This window comes from Bradyrhizobium viridifuturi, assembly GCF_001238275.1.
GTDB classification, from domain to species: Bacteria; Pseudomonadota; Alphaproteobacteria; order Rhizobiales; family Xanthobacteraceae; genus Bradyrhizobium; species Bradyrhizobium viridifuturi.
In genome coordinates this window covers 137,613-153,136 of the sequence record NZ_LGTB01000018.1, presented here as the reverse complement: position 1 = coordinate 153,136, position 15,524 = coordinate 137,613, and the positions used below count along the sequence as shown (strand labels likewise).

Below are 15,524 nucleotides of genomic sequence, written 5' to 3'. Positions count from 1 at the left end.
AGCCCCCACCCCAACCCTCCCCCGCAAGCGGGAGAGGGAGCGCGGTTCCTGCGCGGCTGCTGTTCGACCTGATCTCATCTTGCTTGAGCTATTTGTAGCTGTAGGTGGTGCCGGCCGGCAGCGGCAGCTCGGTCTCGCGCTGCATCTGGCTCTTCGGCCACACCACATAGGATTTGTCGTCGATATATTGCAGCACCACCGGGAACGAGCGCGCATTCTGCCCGGCGTACTGCTCGCCCTCGCCGTAGAACTTCACGCCATAACCGAGCATGGTGCCGCCCTCGGGAATGTCGGTGTCGAGCGCGGCCTTGCGCAGCGCGTCGGGATCGACGCCGCCATATTTCTTGATCGCGCGCGGCAGCACGTCGTCGAGGAACACATAGGCGTTGGCCGCGCCGATGCCGACATGGGCGGAGCGGATCGACACGCCGGGCTTGAGCTTGTCGAATTCCTCGCCGACCATCTTGATGATGGGCGGCAGTTTCGGGTCCATGGTCTTCTGATTGGCGAGCCAGATCGAGATCGGATCGGTGTTGAACAGATAGTTGGCATCGGCGCCGAGGCCTTCCTTCAGCTTCTCGTAGACGCCGTAGCCGGCGCCGTGGCCGACGATGGCGCCGAACTTCAAGCCCTGCTCGCGGGCCTGGCGGAACAGCAGGGTGATGTCCGGATTGTAGCCGGTGTGAAAGATCACGTCGGGCTTGGCACGCTTCAGCTTGGTCACCAGCGCCGACAGATCGGGCGCGGTCGCCGAATAGCCTTCCTTGAGCACGATGTTGAAGCCGGCCTTCTTCGCGCCGGCCTCGTTGCCCTTGGCGACGTCGACGCCGTAGGCGCCGTCCTCATGGATGATGGCGACCCGCAGGTCCTTCGGCTCCTTGCCGAACTTGGACAGCGAATATTGCGCGATGAAGTCGGTCGTCATCATGCCGTATTGGTTGCCGGCGGCCTGCGGGCGGAACACGTATTTGTAGTTCTTGCCGTCGAACACGCCCGAGGAGATGCAGGTCGTGATCCACATGAACTTCTTCATCTGGTCGACCCGGGCCGCCACCGGCACGCATTGCGCCGAGGAGAAGAAGCCCATCACCATGTCGACCTTCTCCTGCTCGAGCAGGCGGACGGCCTCGTTGATGGCGATATCGGGCTTGCTCTGCGCGTCGGCATAGACCGCCTCGACCTTGTAACCCTCGACGCCGGTCTTGGCGTAATGGTCGAGCATGATCTTGACGCCGGTATATTGCAGCTCGGAGCCGCCGCCGGCCAGCGGGCCGGTCAGATCGAAGATCACGCCGATCTTGATCTTCTTGTCCTGCGCCTGCGCGGCGCCAACCACGCCCAGCGCGGCGAGCGCGACTGACAGACCCGCGAGCCAGCGGGCACCCCTCCTGACCGGCATGAATCCCTCCCCGGAGATTGTGCACTGCATTTTTTGTTATCGTGCCGCCCTATCACAGGGGGAGCGGCCGGTGATGTCAAGCGCGATGGCTGCGTCGCCACGGCGCAGGCTTGCGCAAAGTTTCGGCGGAGCGGACTGGCGGCAATGGGTCCGGACTTCGCGTATGCCCCAGACCAGGGGCTTGCGACCAAGTCTCCGATGGCGTGTGATGACAACAAGCTTTGAGTTCTGGGGAATGCAAAATGCAACCTATCATCTTCGAACTGCGCGACATCGATGCCGACGTCGTCAAGGCTTGGAAGAAATACTTCAAGGGCCTCGACAATGTACGAATCTCGCAGGGCGATATCTTTGAAACATCGGCTGATGCAATTGTGAGCCCTGCCAATAGTTTTGGTTACATGGACGGTGGGATTGATCTCGTGTATCTCCGCCGCTTCGGCTGGGAATTGCAAACAAGACTTCAAGCTCATCTCAGGGATGAGCACGATGGCGAGCTGCCAGTTGGCCAAGCAACAATCATCGAGACATTCGACACGGCGATCCCTTATCTCGTAAGCGCGCCGACCATGCGAGTACCGATGAACGTCTCCAGTACGACTAATGCCTATCTGGCATTCCGGGCGGCCATCCGTGCCGTAAAGCTGCGCAATCGCGAAGCCCCCGGAGCTGCCATTCGTACAGTACTGTGCCCCGGACTATGTACGGCGATCGGCAGAATGCCGCCGGACTTGTCCGCACGACAGATGGCCGCGGCCTTCGAGGCCTGTGTGCTCAATCAGTTTGTCGGACCTAGCGGTCACCGCTACCTACTGGGGTCGTGATGATCGGACTTATCTAAGCAGCGCTCGGACAACCGTGAATTCTGATCCAAGCCGCTATCGTGCACTCCAGAGGCATCCAGCCTAGGCCGGCAGCTGCGTCTCGATGAACGCGGTGACGAAGCGCGGCATTGCCGCCGTGAGATCGGCGCGGCTGCGCACCAGATGGATGCCGGCGAGCTCCGGATCTTGCTGGCGCGAAAGATTGGACTCGATCCTGGCGCGCAGCACGTCTCCCGCCATGTCCACGCGCAGGATCTGCATCATCGCGAGCGCAACGCCTGTGTAGATGCAGTGCCAGTCGGCGTCGCCGCGGCAATCCGACGGCTTGAGCCCGGTCTCCTCCTCGAGCTCGCGCATCACGCTGCCGGCGATATCGACCGTGTCGCCCCTGATGTCGTCGAGATCGGGCGTGCCGGAGGGAAAATAGATCCGTCCCGCATTCGCCGTCCGCTCGCCCATCACCCCGCACACGAAGGCGCCGTCGTTCGAGAGCAGCGCGCCCATGCCGAAGCCGTTGAAGACCTCCTTGTCCGGAAAGCCCCAATCGCGCCAGGCCAGGAAGCTTGCGAAGTCGGTCTCGAAATAGCTCGCGCTGAGCCGCTCGCCGGCAAACACCGGATCGCGCCCGAGCAGGACCCGGCCGTTCCACAGGTTCGGGTTCAGCCGCTGCTGCTCGACGAAATACGCGTCGATCTCGGCGCGCCGCTCGTCCGCGAACGGCCAGGGACGCTGCTGCAACGCGAGGTCGAGCGCGGTGACGCGGCAAATGAGTGGAGCCTCCATGTCGCCCGTGCGCGCCTACTTCGCGTTCCCGGTCGTCTTCTTGACCTGATCGACGAATTTGTTGGTGTAGGTCTTGGTGACGTCGATACCGGCCTTCGCGACCTCAGGCGAGCCTTCGCTGAACACCGCGAGCACGGCCTCCGCGCCCTTGGGATCCATCTTGCCGGTTTCCGAGAACATCGGGATCGTGTTCTTCAATGCGGCGAGATAGAGGTCCTTGTTCTTGCCGACGAGCTCCTCCGGCATCTTGGCCATGACCTCCTCGGCGGAATGCGAATGGATCCAGGCCAAGGTCGCCATGATCGCGTTGGTCAGCGCCTGCACCTCCTTCTCATGGCCGTTGACCCAGGCCGTGGTCGAATAGAGCGCGCCGCCCGGATACTCGCCGCCGAACACCGCAAGCGTGTCGTGCTGGGTGCGGGTGTCGCTGAGGATCTTGAGGTCCTTGTAGCTGCCCTGCAGCACGGTGACGGAGGGATCGAGCATCACGGCGGCATCGATCTGGCCCTGCTCCATCGCGGCCACCGCGGTGGCGCCGAGGCCGACGCCGATCACGGCGGTGCCCGCCGGATCGAGGCCGTTCTTCTTCAACAGATATTTCAGGAAGAAGTCGGTCGAGGAACCCGGGGCGCTGACGCCGACCTTCTTGCCGGCGAGATCCTTGATCGAGTTGATCTCGCCGGTGTGCTTCGGCGACACCACCAGCACCAGGCCGGGATAGCGGTCATAGACCACGAAGGCCTGCAGCTCCTGCTTCTTGGCCGCGAGGTTGACGCAGTGGTCAAAATAGCCGGAGACGACGTCGGCGCTGCCGCCGAGCACGGCCTTCAGCGCATCCGAGCCGCCCTTCAGGTCGACCAGCTCGACCGCAAGCCCGGCCTTGTCATATTCGCCGAGCTGCTTGGCCAGCACGGTGGGCAGATAGCACAGGCAGGCGCCGCCCCCGACCGCGATGGTGATCTTGCTTTGCGCCGCCGCAAGGCCCGTGGACAGGGTCAGCGCCAGCAGCGTTCCGGCAAGCTTGCCAAGCCATTTGTTCATGACGTCCTCCGTTCGACTGGCCGGCAAGATAGAGGAGCGGGCGCGCCTTGAGAAGGCGACTTTCCGGTAGCTGGTCAAGCCTGCGGCGGCGGCATAGCATCGCGGATGCAGAAAACGCCGAACAGGCACCAAGAATAGAACCATCAAGAATACTTCAAAGGAAACACCAAGGGAGGCCTTCATGAATCGCTTTGCAACCGCGCTGTCGCTCGCCACCGCCTTCGCCGCCGGCTGTGGCGCCACCCATCTGCTGCGGCCGGCGCTCGCGGCCGAGAGCATCACGGCGCAGGTGATCCACACCGGCGAGATGGAGGGCGACAAGCTCGGCGACGCGAACAAGGTCGGCTTCCGCTCCAAGACATTCGTCTCTGCCGACGGCGCCACCGTCTCGATCCAGGACGGCAATGTGCCGAAGCACATGCATCCCAACACCAACGAGATGCAGTTCATCCTCGAGGGCACCGGCACGGTCTGGCTCGGCGACAAGGAAGTGCCGGTGAAGGCGGGCGACCTGATCGTGATCCCGAAAGGCACGCCGCATGGCGGCACCAAGCCGAACGGCCGCCCGTTCAAGGCGATCGCGATCAAGACGCCGCCGCAGGCGCCTGACGATACCAAGCTGCTGGATTGAGAACGGCGGTCTTTCTTCGTCATTGCGAGGAGCTCGCGACAAAATTGCAAAGCAATTTTGCGCTGAAGCGACGAAGCAAACCATCGATCCGCATGTGCCGAAAGATGGATTGCTTCGCTTCGCTCGCGATGACGATGAGGCGCGATCAGCGCGCGCCGGGTTCCATTATATGACAATCGACAGATAATTCACTTGCCTCGGCTTCGGTCGCTCCATAATATGACAATAGTCATTTAATGGAGCGTGACCCATGAGCCTGGATGATCACCCCACGGTCAGGGCCGTGCGTGCGCGCAGCAGCCAACCGGTCCACGACGCCCCGGTGTCCTCGGAACTGCTCAAGCGGATCGCGCGGGAATGCGGCGCCGACGATGTCGGCATCATCGAGTTCGACCGCGCCGCCATCGCGCCGCAGCGCGACTTCATCCGCAAGGTCTATGGCCGGACGCGTTCCCTGCTCGCGATCGCCTGCCACATGAACCGCGAGCCAGTGCGCTCGCCGTCGCGTTCGGTCGCCAACGAGGAATTCCACGGCACCTACGATCACGTCAACGAGACCGCCCGCGCCATCGTTCGCGCGCTCGACGAGCACGGCATCCCGGCCTGCAATTCAGTCGCCGCCTTCCCGATGGAGATGGACCTGCCGAGGATCATGATGGTGCAGCACAAGCCGATCGCGGTCGAAGCCGGGCTCGGCCGGATGGGCATCCATCGCAGCGTGATCCACCCGAAATTCGGCAGCTTCGTCCTGCTCGGCACCGTCCTGCTCGGCTGCGAGGTCGACGCCCATGACCATCCGATCGACTACAATCCCTGCCTGGAATGCAAGCTGTGCGTCGCCGCCTGCCCGGTCGGCGCCATCAAGCCGGATGGCGGATTCGATTTCCTGTCCTGCCACACCCACAATTACCACGACTTCCTCGGCAACTTCACGCAGTGGGTCGAGAAGGTCGCGGATGCAAAGGACGCCAGGGATTATCGCGCCCGCGTGCCCCGCACCGAGACGCTGAACATCTGGCAATCGCTGTCGTTCAAGCCGGGCTACAAGGCGGCCTACTGCATCTCGGCGTGCCCGGCCGGCGAAGACGTGATCGGCCCTTTCCTGCAAGACCGCGACGCGCATTTTTCCGACGTGGTGCAGCCGCTGATCGACAAGGACGAGTTCGTCTACGTGATCCCGGATACCGACGCCGAGGACACGGTGACGCGGCGCTTTCCGCACAAGAAGGTCCAGCACGTCACCTCCGGCCGCCATACCGGCAGCATCCAGGCCTACATCTTCTCGCTGTCGCTCGGATTCCAGCGCGGCCGGGCGCGCGGCCTCGATTTCGTGACGCATCTGCGCTTCACCGGGGCGAGCGCGCTCGACATGACGGTCGCAATCAAGGGCCGGGATCTGCAGGTGGTGCCGGGGCGTCACGTCGGCGAGGCGAACCTAAACATCACCGCCGACACCCAGGCATGGCTGCGCGTGCAGAACCGCGACCTCGATCTTGCCGAGGCGATCGCCGCGGGGCTGGTAAGCCATAGCGACGAAAAGCTGTTCGCGGCCTATATGCGGTGCTTCCCGCTCTGAGCGAACTGCTCACACCAGCAGGCCACCGCCATCCACCGCAAGCGTCTGCCCGGTGACGTAGCCGTTCAGCATCAGATAGACATAGGCGGTGGCCGCCTCCTCCGGTGATGCCGCGCGCGGCAGCGGCAGGCCTGCCACGTAACCGCGCACCCGCTCTTCCGGCATCTGCCTGACGCGTTCGGTGAGAATGAGCCCGGGGCACACCGCATTGACGCGGACCGGCGCGAGATCGACGGCAAGGCCGCGGGCCAGGCTCTCCATGGCGCCCGCAGCCGCGGTCACGAACGGCATGCCTTTCTGCGGGCGATGGGCCAGCAGCCCGCCGGTCAGCGTGATCGATCCGTGCGGAGCAATCGCGCGGCTGGCGTACTTGACCGCCGCAAGCGAGCCCCAGAAGCGGAGGGTGAGCGCTTCGCGCGCAACACCGAGATCGAGATCGCGCACCGTGCCGAACGCAGGCAAGCCCTGATCGCCCGCCGTGATCGCAAGGTGATCGAAGCTGCCGACCTGTTCGAAGAAGCGCGACACGCCGGCTTCGTCGCGCAGATCGACGGCACGGCCCGACGATCCCGGCAGCCGCGCGACCGCAGCCTCGACATTGGCAGCGTTGCTGGAGGCAATCACCACCTCCGCGCCCTGCTCCCGCGCGAGCGCGGCGACGGCGAAGCCGATCCCCGACGATCCTCCGATTGCGATCACGCGCTTGCCCGCAAGCGACATCATGGCGTCTGTCATGGCCGTGCTCCGCCGCACTTCACGCGAAATAAGCGGGATGATCGATGTCGGCGAGCAGCCCCGCCTGCTGCGGCTGCCAGTCGAGCCGCGACCGCGTCCGCGCGCTCGAGGTCGGCACGTCGAAGGCGACGAACCGGCCGAACATGCCGAAATGCTCGGCCGCCTCCTCGGGAGACTTCGACACCAGCGGCACGTCGAGCCGGCGCGCGATGACCTCGGCGATCGCCCTGAACGGCACGCCCTCGTCGGCCACCGCATGGAATGGGCCGCCCTCGACGCCGCGCTCGAGCGCGAGCCGGTAGAGGCGCGCCGCATCCAGCCGGTGCACGCCGGGCCAGCGGTTCTGTCCCTCGCCGATATAGGCGGAGACGCCCTTCTCGCGCGCGAAGGCGATGAGCCGCGGCACGAAGCCATGGTCGCCATGACCGTGCACCGACGGCGGCAACCGCACCACGGCGGCACGCACGCCGCGCGCTGCCACGGCCATCGTCGTCGCCTCGGACGCACGCGGATAGGCCTCGGAAACGGGAATCGGCGGATCGTCCTCGGTCGCAACCCGCCCCTGCGCCACCCGCGCGACGCCCGAGGTGGTAATCAGCGGACGCTTCGTGCCCTCGAGCACGGCGCCCAATGTCTCGATGGCGCGGCGGTCATCCGCGCAGTTCTGGGCGAACCTCGAGAAGTCATGATTGAAGGCGCAGTGGATCACCGCGTCCGCCTGCGCGGCACCGCTCCGCAAGCTGTCGAGATCCTCCAGCGTTCCGTAGTGCACCTCGGCGCCGGCGGCGGCGAGCGCTTCCGCACCGCTGTCGGAACGGGTCATGCCGAGCACCTTGTGGCCGGCGGCAATCAGATCATTGGTGACGGCCGAGCCGACCCAACCGGTGGCTCCAGTGACGAACACGCGCATGAGCAAGTCTCCAGGTTTCGTTGCAGACAAATCTGGAGCACCGCGCTATCATGTTAAAGTAGTGACCTTATCATGGTATAATGGCTAACAGGATGAGCGAACCGCTCGCGCAAGAGAACCTGCTTGGCACCTACCTGAAGGACCGCCGCAGCAAGCTCGATCCGGCGACGTTCGGCTTTCCGCCCGAGCGGCGGCGGACGCCGGGGCTGCGCCGCGAGGAAGTGGCGCAGCGCGCCAATATCAGCGCGACCTGGTACACATGGCTCGAACAGGGCCGCGGCGGCGCGCCGTCGGCCGATGTGCTCGACCGCATCGCGCGTGCGCTGATGCTGACCGATGTCGAGCGCGAGCATCTGTTCCTGCTCGGCCTCGGCCGCACACCCGAGGTGCGCTATCAGCGAAGCGAAGGCGTCACGCCGCGGCTGCAACGCGTGCTCGATGCGCTGGAGCCGCAGCCTGCCATCATCAGGACCGCGACGTGGGACGTCGTCGCCTGGAATCGGGCCGCGACCGTGATGCTGACCGACTACGGATCGCTGCCGCCGAACCAGCGCAATGTGTTGCGCTTCATGTTCCTCGACCCGCGCGTCCGCGCCGCGCAACCCGACTGGGCCAGCGTGGCGCGCTTCGTCGTCGGCGCCTTCAGGGTCGACGCGGCGCGCGCAGGAGCTGCCGCCGAGGTGCAGCCGTTCGTCGACGAGCTTTGCCGGCTCAGCCCGGAATTTGCGGCGCTGTGGCGCGACAACGACGTGCGCGCCCATGGCGAGGCCGTCAAGCAGCTCCGGCACCCGATCCTGGGCCCGATCAGGTTCGAGTATTCGGCATTCGCCGTCGATGGCCGGCTCGACCTCAGCATGATCGTTTACAATCCTGTCGACCCCGAGGTGAAGGAGAAGATCCGCGCCTTGATGGACGCGACGTCGGCAGCGATCTAATCCTGCGTCGCCGGCGTCGGGCGCCACACCAGGAGCCGCTTCTCCACGACCGTCACCGCCATGTCGATCAGGATGACGAACGCGGACAGCACGAACATTCCGGCGAACACGCCGGCGACATCGAACACGCCTTCGGCCTGCTGGATCAGATAGCCAAGGCGGCCGCGGAGCCGAGATATTCGCCGACCACCGCGCCGACCACGGCAAAGCCGACCGAGGTGTGCAGCGAGGAGAACATCCATGACAATGCCGAGGGCCAGTAGACGTGGCGCATCAGCTGCCGCTCGTTCATGCCGAGCATGCGGCCGTTGTCGAGCACCGTGGTCGGCACTTCCTTGACGCCCTGATAGACGTTGAAGAACACGATGAAGAACACCAGGGTCACGCCGAGCGCGACCTTGGACCAGACGCCGAGCCCGAACCACAGCGCGAAGATCGGCGCCAGCACGACGCGCGGCAGCGCGTTGACCATCTTCACATAGGGATCGAACACCGCGGCGACGCGCGGCTGCCGCGCGAACCAGAAGCCGACCAGGATGCCGCCGGCCGAGCCGATCACGAAGGCGAGGATGGATTCCCACAGCGTGATCGCAAGATGCTTCCAGATCACCCCGGTCGAGAACCATTTGACAATCTGGCTGAAGACGTCGACCGGATTGGAGAAGAAGAACGGCGGCAGCAGCACCTTGCCGAACACCGGCACGGTGGAGAAGAACTGCCACAACGCCAGCGTGGCGACGGCGACCAGGACCTGCAGCGACAGCAATGTGATCCGCGACATCAGGCGGCCCCCGCCTGCGTCGACTGCACATAGCCTTTCATCACCTCGTCCTTCAGCACACCCCAGATCTCGCGGTGCAGGGCATGGAAATCCTTCTCCATCCTGATCTCGGCGATGTCGCGCGGCCGCGGCAGCGTGATGCGCCAGTCGCCGATGATGCGGGCGGACGGGCCCGCCGACATGATCACGACGCGGTCGGCCAGCGCGATCGCCTCCTCGAGATCGTGGGTGACGAACAGCACCGCCTTGCGATCGGCGGTCCACAATTCGAGCAGCAGATTGCCCATGATCTGCCGTGTCTGGGCGTCAAGCGGGCCGAATGGCTCGTCCATCAAGAGGATCTTCGGATCGCGGATCAGCACTTGCGCCAGCGCGACGCGCTTGCGCTGGCCGCCCGACAGCATGTGCGGATAGCGGCCCGCGAAGGCGCCGAGCCCGACCGAGGTCAGCCACTTCTGCGCGCGTGCGAGCGCATCAGCGCGCGGCGTGCCCCGGATCTCGAGCCCGATCGCGACATTGTCGATCGCGGTCTTCCAGGGGAACAGTGCATCGGCCTGGAACAGGTAGCCGGCGTCGCGGTTGAGGCCGTTCAGCGGCTTGTCGAAGATCCGCGCCGTTCCTGCGGCGGGCTTCAACAGCCCCGCAGTGACGTTGAGCAGCGTCGACTTCCCGCATCCGGTGGGCCCGACAATGGCGACGAATTCGCCGTGATCAACTGCAAGATTGGCCTGCTCGACCGCGGTATAGACGCGTCCATCCGCCAACCGAAACGCCACCGTCGCACCGTCAAGCGCGACCGCCGTCGGCTCCGTCATCGCCACGATTCCTCCCGAAAATTTCGGAGATGGCTTACCGGTTCGGGCCGGCAAGTTCAACGCAGGAAGATGGCGCAGGCCTTGGTCACGCGGTTTTCAGGCAAATCGGGTTGCGCATTGCAACAACATCGTCGAGGCTGCGGGCCAACGCGGTAGACAAGGAGACAATCATGCGGATCGCAGTGGTAGGCGCCGGAGGCGTCGGCGGCGGCTTTGGCGCTGCGCTGGCGCATGCCGGCGCGACGTCACCTTCATCGCGCGCGGCGCCCACCTCGCCGCCATGCGCAGCGAAGGGCTGAAGGTTCAGGGCGGCCGCGGCGAGACCCATCTGGTCCCGACCCAGGCGACCGACGACCCCGCAAGCGTCGGCCCGGTCGATATCGTGCTGTTCTGCGTCAAGCTGTGGGACGTCGAAAGCGCAGGGCAGCACATCAAGCCCATGGTTGGCCCCGACACCGCGGTGATCCCGCTGCAGAACGGCATCGACGCGCCCGACCGGCTGATCCCGATCCTCGGCCGCAACGCCGTGATGGGCGGTGTGGCGCAGATCTCGGCCTCGATCATCAAGCCCGGCGTGATCAACCAGGTCGGCACCTTCATGCGCATGATCTTCGGCGAGCTCGACGGCCGCATCACGCCACGCGGCAGGGCGCTGCTCGAGCTCTGCCTCAAGGCCGGGTTCGATGCGACGCTCAGCGAGCAGATCAATACCGAGCTGTGGATGAAGTTCGTCGGCCTCGCCACCAATGCCGGCATGACCGCGGTCACCCGGCTGCCGATCGGCAGGCTGCGCGACGATCCCGACCTGCGTCCGCTGTTCGTGTCGGCTTGCGAGGAGACCATCGCCGTCGCCCACGCCAATGGCATCAAGCTGCCGCCGGATGCGCTTGCGAAAGTGCTCGACTTCATCGGGCACGCGCCGCCGGCAATGAAGGCATCGATGGCGCTCGATCTGGAGCGCGGCAACCGGCTCGAACTGCCCTGGCTGAACGGCAAGGTGGTCGAACTCGGCCGCAAGCTCGGCGTGCCGACCCCGACGCACGATTTCCTTTATGCGGTGCTGAAGCCCTATGCGATGGGCACGCCTACGTAGGCAGGCCGCCGCCGGTTACGGCTGCAGCCCCGCTCACGCATGTTGCGGCGGGGCGAGCGTGGCGACCTGATCGGGATGCACCGTGATGGCGGTGCCGCCATGTCCATCGCTCGCGGCGACGAAGGTGGATGCCATGTAGTTTCCGAGCAGGGCGATGCTGGCGGCGTGAACGCCGTCCGAGACCGTGACCGATCCGCCCGCGCTGTTGCCGGTAAAGCCCACGGTTTGCCCGGCCGCAAAATTGATGTTGGCGAAATCGATCGCGTCGGCGCCCGTCATCCCGGCGACGGTGCCGGAGAAGCCGGCGGGGTCGTCGAGCCTGAGCGTCCCGGAGTCCGACGCAAAGGAGATTTGCGCCGAGCTTGCTGATGGAAGCTCGAGGGTCTGTCCGGCCGGAATGATCGAGGGATCGCTGATCGTGAAGCGCTGGACCAGGCGCCCCAGACGGTCCCGTCATTGGCCTTGATCCACAGCGTGTCGGTGCCTGATCCGACGTGATACGCAAGCTGCGAGAGCTGCGAGGCCGAGACCATGTTGTCTTGATTTGCTCCGAGCGTGACACCGTTTAGCGTGAAGTAGCCGTTGCCGCCGCCGCTGTTCCAGACATCATACGATGTCGCGGAACTGCCGAACGGATCCGAATAGCTGAACAGCGAGGACACCGCGAAGGTCTGGCCTTGGACGGACAGCGTGCTTGAATTGGTCGGGGTCACGACCGGACCGCTATCGACCGGCGCGGTCACGGAGAAGGCACTCGACCATGCTCCCCAGACGGTGCCGTCATTGGCGCGGACCCACAGCGTGTCCGCTCCCGAGCCGGATTGATAGCTCAGCGACGCCAGCTGGGCAGCCGTGACGTAATTGTCCTGGTTGGTCGACAGCGACACTCCGTTCAGAATGAAGTGCCCGCCACCTGCGCCCGTGTCCCAGACATCATATTGAGTCGCAGCGCTGTTGAACGGATCGCTGTAGGTGAACAGCGACGAGACCGCATAGCTCTGGCCGTGGGGCGCGATGACGTTCGACACCGTCTCGACGGGCCCGCTATCGAGCGGCGCGGTCACGGTGAAGGCGCTCGACCATGCCCCCCAGACGGTGCCGTCGTTCGCACGAACCCACAGCGTGTCCGCGCCAGAGCCGGACTGGTAGCTGAGCGACGCCAGTTGGGCGGCCGTGATGTAGTCGCCCTGATTGGCCGACAGCGCCACCCCGTTGAGAACGAAGTGCCCGCCTCCCGTGCCGGTGTTCCAGACGTCGTATTGGGTCGCGGCGCTGTTGAATGGATCACTGTAGGTGAACAGCGACGAGACGGCGTAGCTCTGGCCGTGGGGCGCGACGATGTTCGATACCGTCTCGACGGGACCGCTGTCGACCGGAGCATTGACGGTGAAGGGGCTCGACCACGACCCCCACACCGTGCCGTCATTGGCGCGGATCCAGAGCGTGTCGATGCCGGAGCCGGATTGATAGCTGAGCGACGCCAGCTGCGCGGCCGTGATGTAATTGTCCTGATTGGCCGACAGCGCCGCGCCGTTCAGAACGAAGTGGCCGCCTCCGGTCCCGGTGTTCCAGACGTCATACTGGGTCGCAGCGCTATTGAACGGATCGCTGTAGGTGAACAGCGACGAGCCCGCATAGCTCTGGCCGTGCGGCGCGATGATGTTCGACACCGTCTCAACGGGCCCGCTGTCGAAGGGCGCATAAACGGTGAAGGCGCTCGACCACGCGCCCCACACCGTGCCGTCATTGGCGCGGATCCAGAGCGTGTCAGTGCCGGAGCCGGATTGATAACTGAGCGACGCCAGCTGCGCGGCCGTGATGTAGTTGTCCTGGTTGGCCGACAGCGCCACCCCGTTCAGAACGAAGTGGCCGCCTCCGGCACCGGTGTCCCAGACGTCATATTGGGTCGCAGCGCTATTGAACGGATCGCTGTAGGTGAACAGAGACGAGCCCGCATAGCTCTGGCCGTGGGGCGCGACGATGTTCGACACCGCCTCGACCGGACCACTGTCGACCGGAGCGGTGACGGTGAAGGAGTTCGACCACTGTCCCCACACCGTCGAATCGTTGGCGCGGACCCAGAGCGTGTCCGCGCCCGAGCCCGATTGATAGGTCAATGACGACAGCTGCGCGGCCGTGAGATAGTTGTCCTGATTGGCGGCAAGCGCCACCCCGTTCAGAACGAAGTGGCCGCCTCCGGTCCCGGCGTTCCAGACATCGTATTCGGTGGCTGCGAGGCCGAACGGGTCGTAATAGGTGAACAGCGACGACCCGGCAAAGCTCTGGCCGTGCGCTGCCGCCACGTTTGCGACCGTCTCGACGGGCCCTTCCGGAGTTGCCGTGAATTGTGTCCAGGCGCTCCAGAGTACGCCATTGAACGCCCGCACCCACAGCTGGTCGCTCGCGGGACCGAACTGATAGGCGATGCTGGACCACTGCGAAGCAGCGACGTCGATCTCGACTCCACTCGCCTGCGCCACTCCGCCCACGGTGAAGTGGCCGTTACCGGTGGAGTCCCAAAGCGCATACTCGGTCACCGGCAGGCCGCCACTCGTCACATAGAAGATGGACGATGCTGCAAGCGAGGTTTGCACGCGGCCGGTGATGTTGGATACGACCACGGTCGGCGCGACATCGACGGCGCCGGAATTGTCGATGACGAAGTCGCCGTCCTCGCTGGCGATCTGGGTGAGCGATACTTCGAATTGCACATCCCAGTTTTGGCCGGGATAGCTGTTGCCCCATGGATTGCGAACGATGAAATTGCCCGTCGCGCTGTCATAGCCCACGACTCCGAAGGCATGATCCGGGACCAGCTGGATCTTTCCGGCGCTGTCATAGGTGTACGGCGACGTCGAAGGAATCTCGAGGATGACGTCATCGTAGCTGGCGAGCGCAGCGATATAGACGGACTTGTTGCTATACCAATTGGACGCGCTGCTCATGTAATAGTTGACGCTGGTCGCGTCGGTCAGATTCTCCAGGACGTCGGTCGGAGGATCCGCGGAGATGTTGTTGTAGCTGTTGACCGCCGGGTGCCCGATCTGCCCGGTTGCACTGAGCTGCGCGTACGCTTTTTCCACCAAGGCGACCCACATTGCAGTGGGTTGCTCATTGTAGTTGTGGGCATAGTCGAGCTCGGTCCCACTGACGATCGGAAACACGCTATTGACGGTTTCCCATGTCTCCTGACCATTGACATAGAAGCGCACGCCGTAGGTGCCGTTTCCGTTGTCCACGATCATGGAACTCATGACCTGGGGATGAAAGACGACGGCGTCGATCAATCCCGACATCAGTTCGCAATCGCCATCGGCTCCCTGACAGATATCGTTGACGGAGCTGCGCCAGCCGAGGAATACAACGGTCCGGCAACCGCGCTGTAGCCCTGCAATGTCCAGCCGTTCGCATCCGGCGGCAAGGTCGGATCCGGAAGATCGGTTCCCAGGAACCACTTTCCGATCAGCTCGGACATCTGCGTCGAGGTCGTGCCGACCTGCAGATTGCCCAGCGTGACATGTACCGTGCTGCCGCCCGTCCAGGTGGCGTTGGCCGGATTCCCATCGACGAGCTGGAGGAAAAGATGGGAGACGTAGTCCGATGTGGACAGACCGCTGTTCAGATTGGCCGCAATCATCTGCAGCGAGTTCAGCTCATTCGTGGTCACGCTGCCGCGGCTGGCGACGTCAGCCAGCACGTCATAAGCTTCGGCGTAGGTGAAAACCCCGTCCACCGCAAAGTTCAGCATGTCCGACTTGACGCCGCTGTCGACCAGGGAATTGACCCAGCTTGCAGTCATGGAATTCCTTCGCAAATCTTGACGCGACCAGATTGCCGTCGACCTGGCCGGCCCTGGCGAGATGGCATGCGACCTGTCGGGACGAATCCAGCAATGGAATAGGTAACTATCGCGTTAGTTGTGACCGAATTCGTCTCGCGTGTCGACCTTGCCGAACGCTGCCGTCAACCAACGGAACCCGTATCATCGTGAAGATTCGTTA

Annotated in this window: 15 protein-coding genes and 1 pseudogene; 6 read left to right on the top strand and 10 right to left on the bottom strand. The window is 64.3% G+C overall.

What is annotated here, in order from left to right; all coding sequences use genetic code 11:
• Positions 1 to 88 precede the first annotated feature (88 nt).
• On the bottom strand, positions 89 to 1,399 hold the full coding sequence (locus ALC15_RS18300) for an ABC transporter substrate-binding protein (protein ID WP_050628450.1): 1,311 nt from the start codon (positions 1,397 to 1,399) through the stop codon (positions 89 to 91).
• Positions 1,400 to 1,641: 242 nt separating this feature from the next.
• On the opposite strand from ALC15_RS18300, the gene ALC15_RS18295 reads away from it, so the two are divergent.
• Entirely contained in the window at positions 1,642 to 2,223 is a 582-nt protein-coding gene (locus ALC15_RS18295; RefSeq protein ID WP_050628449.1) for a macro domain-containing protein, read from the top strand.
• An 81-nt stretch (positions 2,224 to 2,304) separates the two neighbouring features.
• Here ALC15_RS18295 and ALC15_RS18290 read toward each other — a convergent pair whose 3' ends face one another.
• Together ALC15_RS18290 and ALC15_RS18285 are read right to left on the bottom strand one after the other, a co-directional pair.
• Positions 2,305 to 3,006, bottom strand: coding sequence for an NUDIX hydrolase (locus ALC15_RS18290; RefSeq protein WP_050628448.1), 702 nt, complete (start codon positions 3,004 to 3,006; stop codon positions 2,305 to 2,307).
• Between the two features lie 15 nt (positions 3,007 to 3,021).
• Complete coding sequence (locus tag ALC15_RS18285; protein ID WP_050628447.1) at positions 3,022 to 4,047, bottom strand: ABC transporter substrate-binding protein; 1,026 nt, start codon at positions 4,045 to 4,047, stop codon at positions 3,022 to 3,024.
• Positions 4,048 to 4,228: 181 nt separating this feature from the next.
• Here ALC15_RS18285 and ALC15_RS18280 point away from each other — a divergent pair, with 181 nt between their 5' ends.
• Both ALC15_RS18280 and ALC15_RS18275 read left to right on the top strand, forming a co-directional pair.
• Positions 4,229 to 4,678 (top strand): cupin domain-containing protein, encoded by a 450-nt coding sequence (locus ALC15_RS18280; RefSeq protein ID WP_050628446.1) that lies wholly within the window; start codon positions 4,229 to 4,231, stop codon positions 4,676 to 4,678.
• A gap of 250 nt (positions 4,679 to 4,928) precedes the next feature.
• A complete protein-coding gene (locus ALC15_RS18275; RefSeq protein WP_050628445.1) occupies positions 4,929 to 6,254 on the top strand; it encodes a 4Fe-4S binding protein in 1,326 nt (441 codons plus the stop codon).
• Positions 6,255 to 6,263: 9 nt separating this feature from the next.
• On the opposite strand, the gene ALC15_RS18270 is transcribed toward ALC15_RS18275, so the two are convergent.
• Complete coding sequence (locus ALC15_RS18270; RefSeq protein ID WP_050628444.1) at positions 6,264 to 6,989, bottom strand: SDR family oxidoreductase; 726 nt, start codon at positions 6,987 to 6,989, stop codon at positions 6,264 to 6,266.
• Positions 6,990 to 7,008: 19 nt separating this feature from the next.
• Positions 7,009 to 7,899 (bottom strand): SDR family oxidoreductase, encoded by an 891-nt coding sequence (locus ALC15_RS18265; RefSeq protein ID WP_050628443.1) that lies wholly within the window; start codon positions 7,897 to 7,899, stop codon positions 7,009 to 7,011.
• 92 nt (positions 7,900 to 7,991) lie between these two features.
• On the opposite strand from ALC15_RS18265, the gene ALC15_RS18260 reads away from it, so the two are divergent.
• Positions 7,992 to 8,834, top strand: coding sequence for a helix-turn-helix transcriptional regulator (locus ALC15_RS18260; RefSeq protein WP_050628442.1), 843 nt, complete (start codon positions 7,992 to 7,994; stop codon positions 8,832 to 8,834).
• Here the strand turns inward: ALC15_RS18260 and ALC15_RS18255 are convergent.
• A pseudogene (locus tag ALC15_RS18255) lies at positions 8,831 to 9,615 on the bottom strand (ABC transporter permease). The gene ALC15_RS18260 and the pseudogene ALC15_RS18255 overlap by 4 nt on opposite strands.
• On the bottom strand, positions 9,615 to 10,430 hold the full coding sequence (locus ALC15_RS18250) for an ABC transporter ATP-binding protein (protein ID WP_050628441.1): 816 nt from the start codon (positions 10,428 to 10,430) through the stop codon (positions 9,615 to 9,617). Before ALC15_RS18250 ends, ALC15_RS18255 begins: the two are co-directional and overlap by 1 nt.
• A gap of 170 nt (positions 10,431 to 10,600) precedes the next feature.
• Between ALC15_RS18250 and ALC15_RS47215 the strand changes: the two genes are divergently transcribed.
• Both ALC15_RS47215 and ALC15_RS18245 read left to right on the top strand, forming a co-directional pair.
• Positions 10,601 to 10,729: a hypothetical protein gene (locus tag ALC15_RS47215; protein WP_283806277.1), complete on the top strand. Its 129-nt coding sequence runs from the start codon at positions 10,601 to 10,603 to the stop codon at positions 10,727 to 10,729.
• Entirely contained in the window at positions 10,711 to 11,523 is an 813-nt protein-coding gene (locus ALC15_RS18245) for a ketopantoate reductase family protein (RefSeq protein ID WP_244486134.1), read from the top strand. The genes ALC15_RS47215 and ALC15_RS18245 overlap by 19 nt, the downstream gene beginning before the upstream one ends.
• 33 nt (positions 11,524 to 11,556) lie before the next feature.
• On the opposite strand, the gene ALC15_RS18240 is transcribed toward ALC15_RS18245, so the two are convergent.
• Genes ALC15_RS18240 through ALC15_RS46285 form a run of 3 tightly spaced genes read right to left on the bottom strand, consistent with a single transcriptional unit; the run spans position 11,557 to position 15,322 of the window.
• Positions 11,557 to 11,802 (bottom strand): hypothetical protein, encoded by a 246-nt coding sequence (locus ALC15_RS18240; protein WP_050628440.1) that lies wholly within the window; start codon positions 11,800 to 11,802, stop codon positions 11,557 to 11,559.
• Positions 11,799 to 14,819 carry a C2 family cysteine protease gene (locus ALC15_RS18235; protein WP_050628439.1) on the bottom strand — a complete coding sequence of 1,007 codons (3,021 nt, stop codon included), beginning with the start codon at positions 14,817 to 14,819 and terminating at the stop codon, positions 11,799 to 11,801. Before ALC15_RS18235 ends, ALC15_RS18240 begins: the two co-directional genes overlap by 4 nt.
• A complete protein-coding gene (locus ALC15_RS46285) occupies positions 14,819 to 15,322 on the bottom strand; it encodes a hypothetical protein (RefSeq protein ID WP_050628438.1) in 504 nt (167 codons plus the stop codon). Before ALC15_RS46285 ends, ALC15_RS18235 begins: the two co-directional genes overlap by 1 nt.
• Positions 15,323 to 15,524 lie beyond the last annotated feature (202 nt).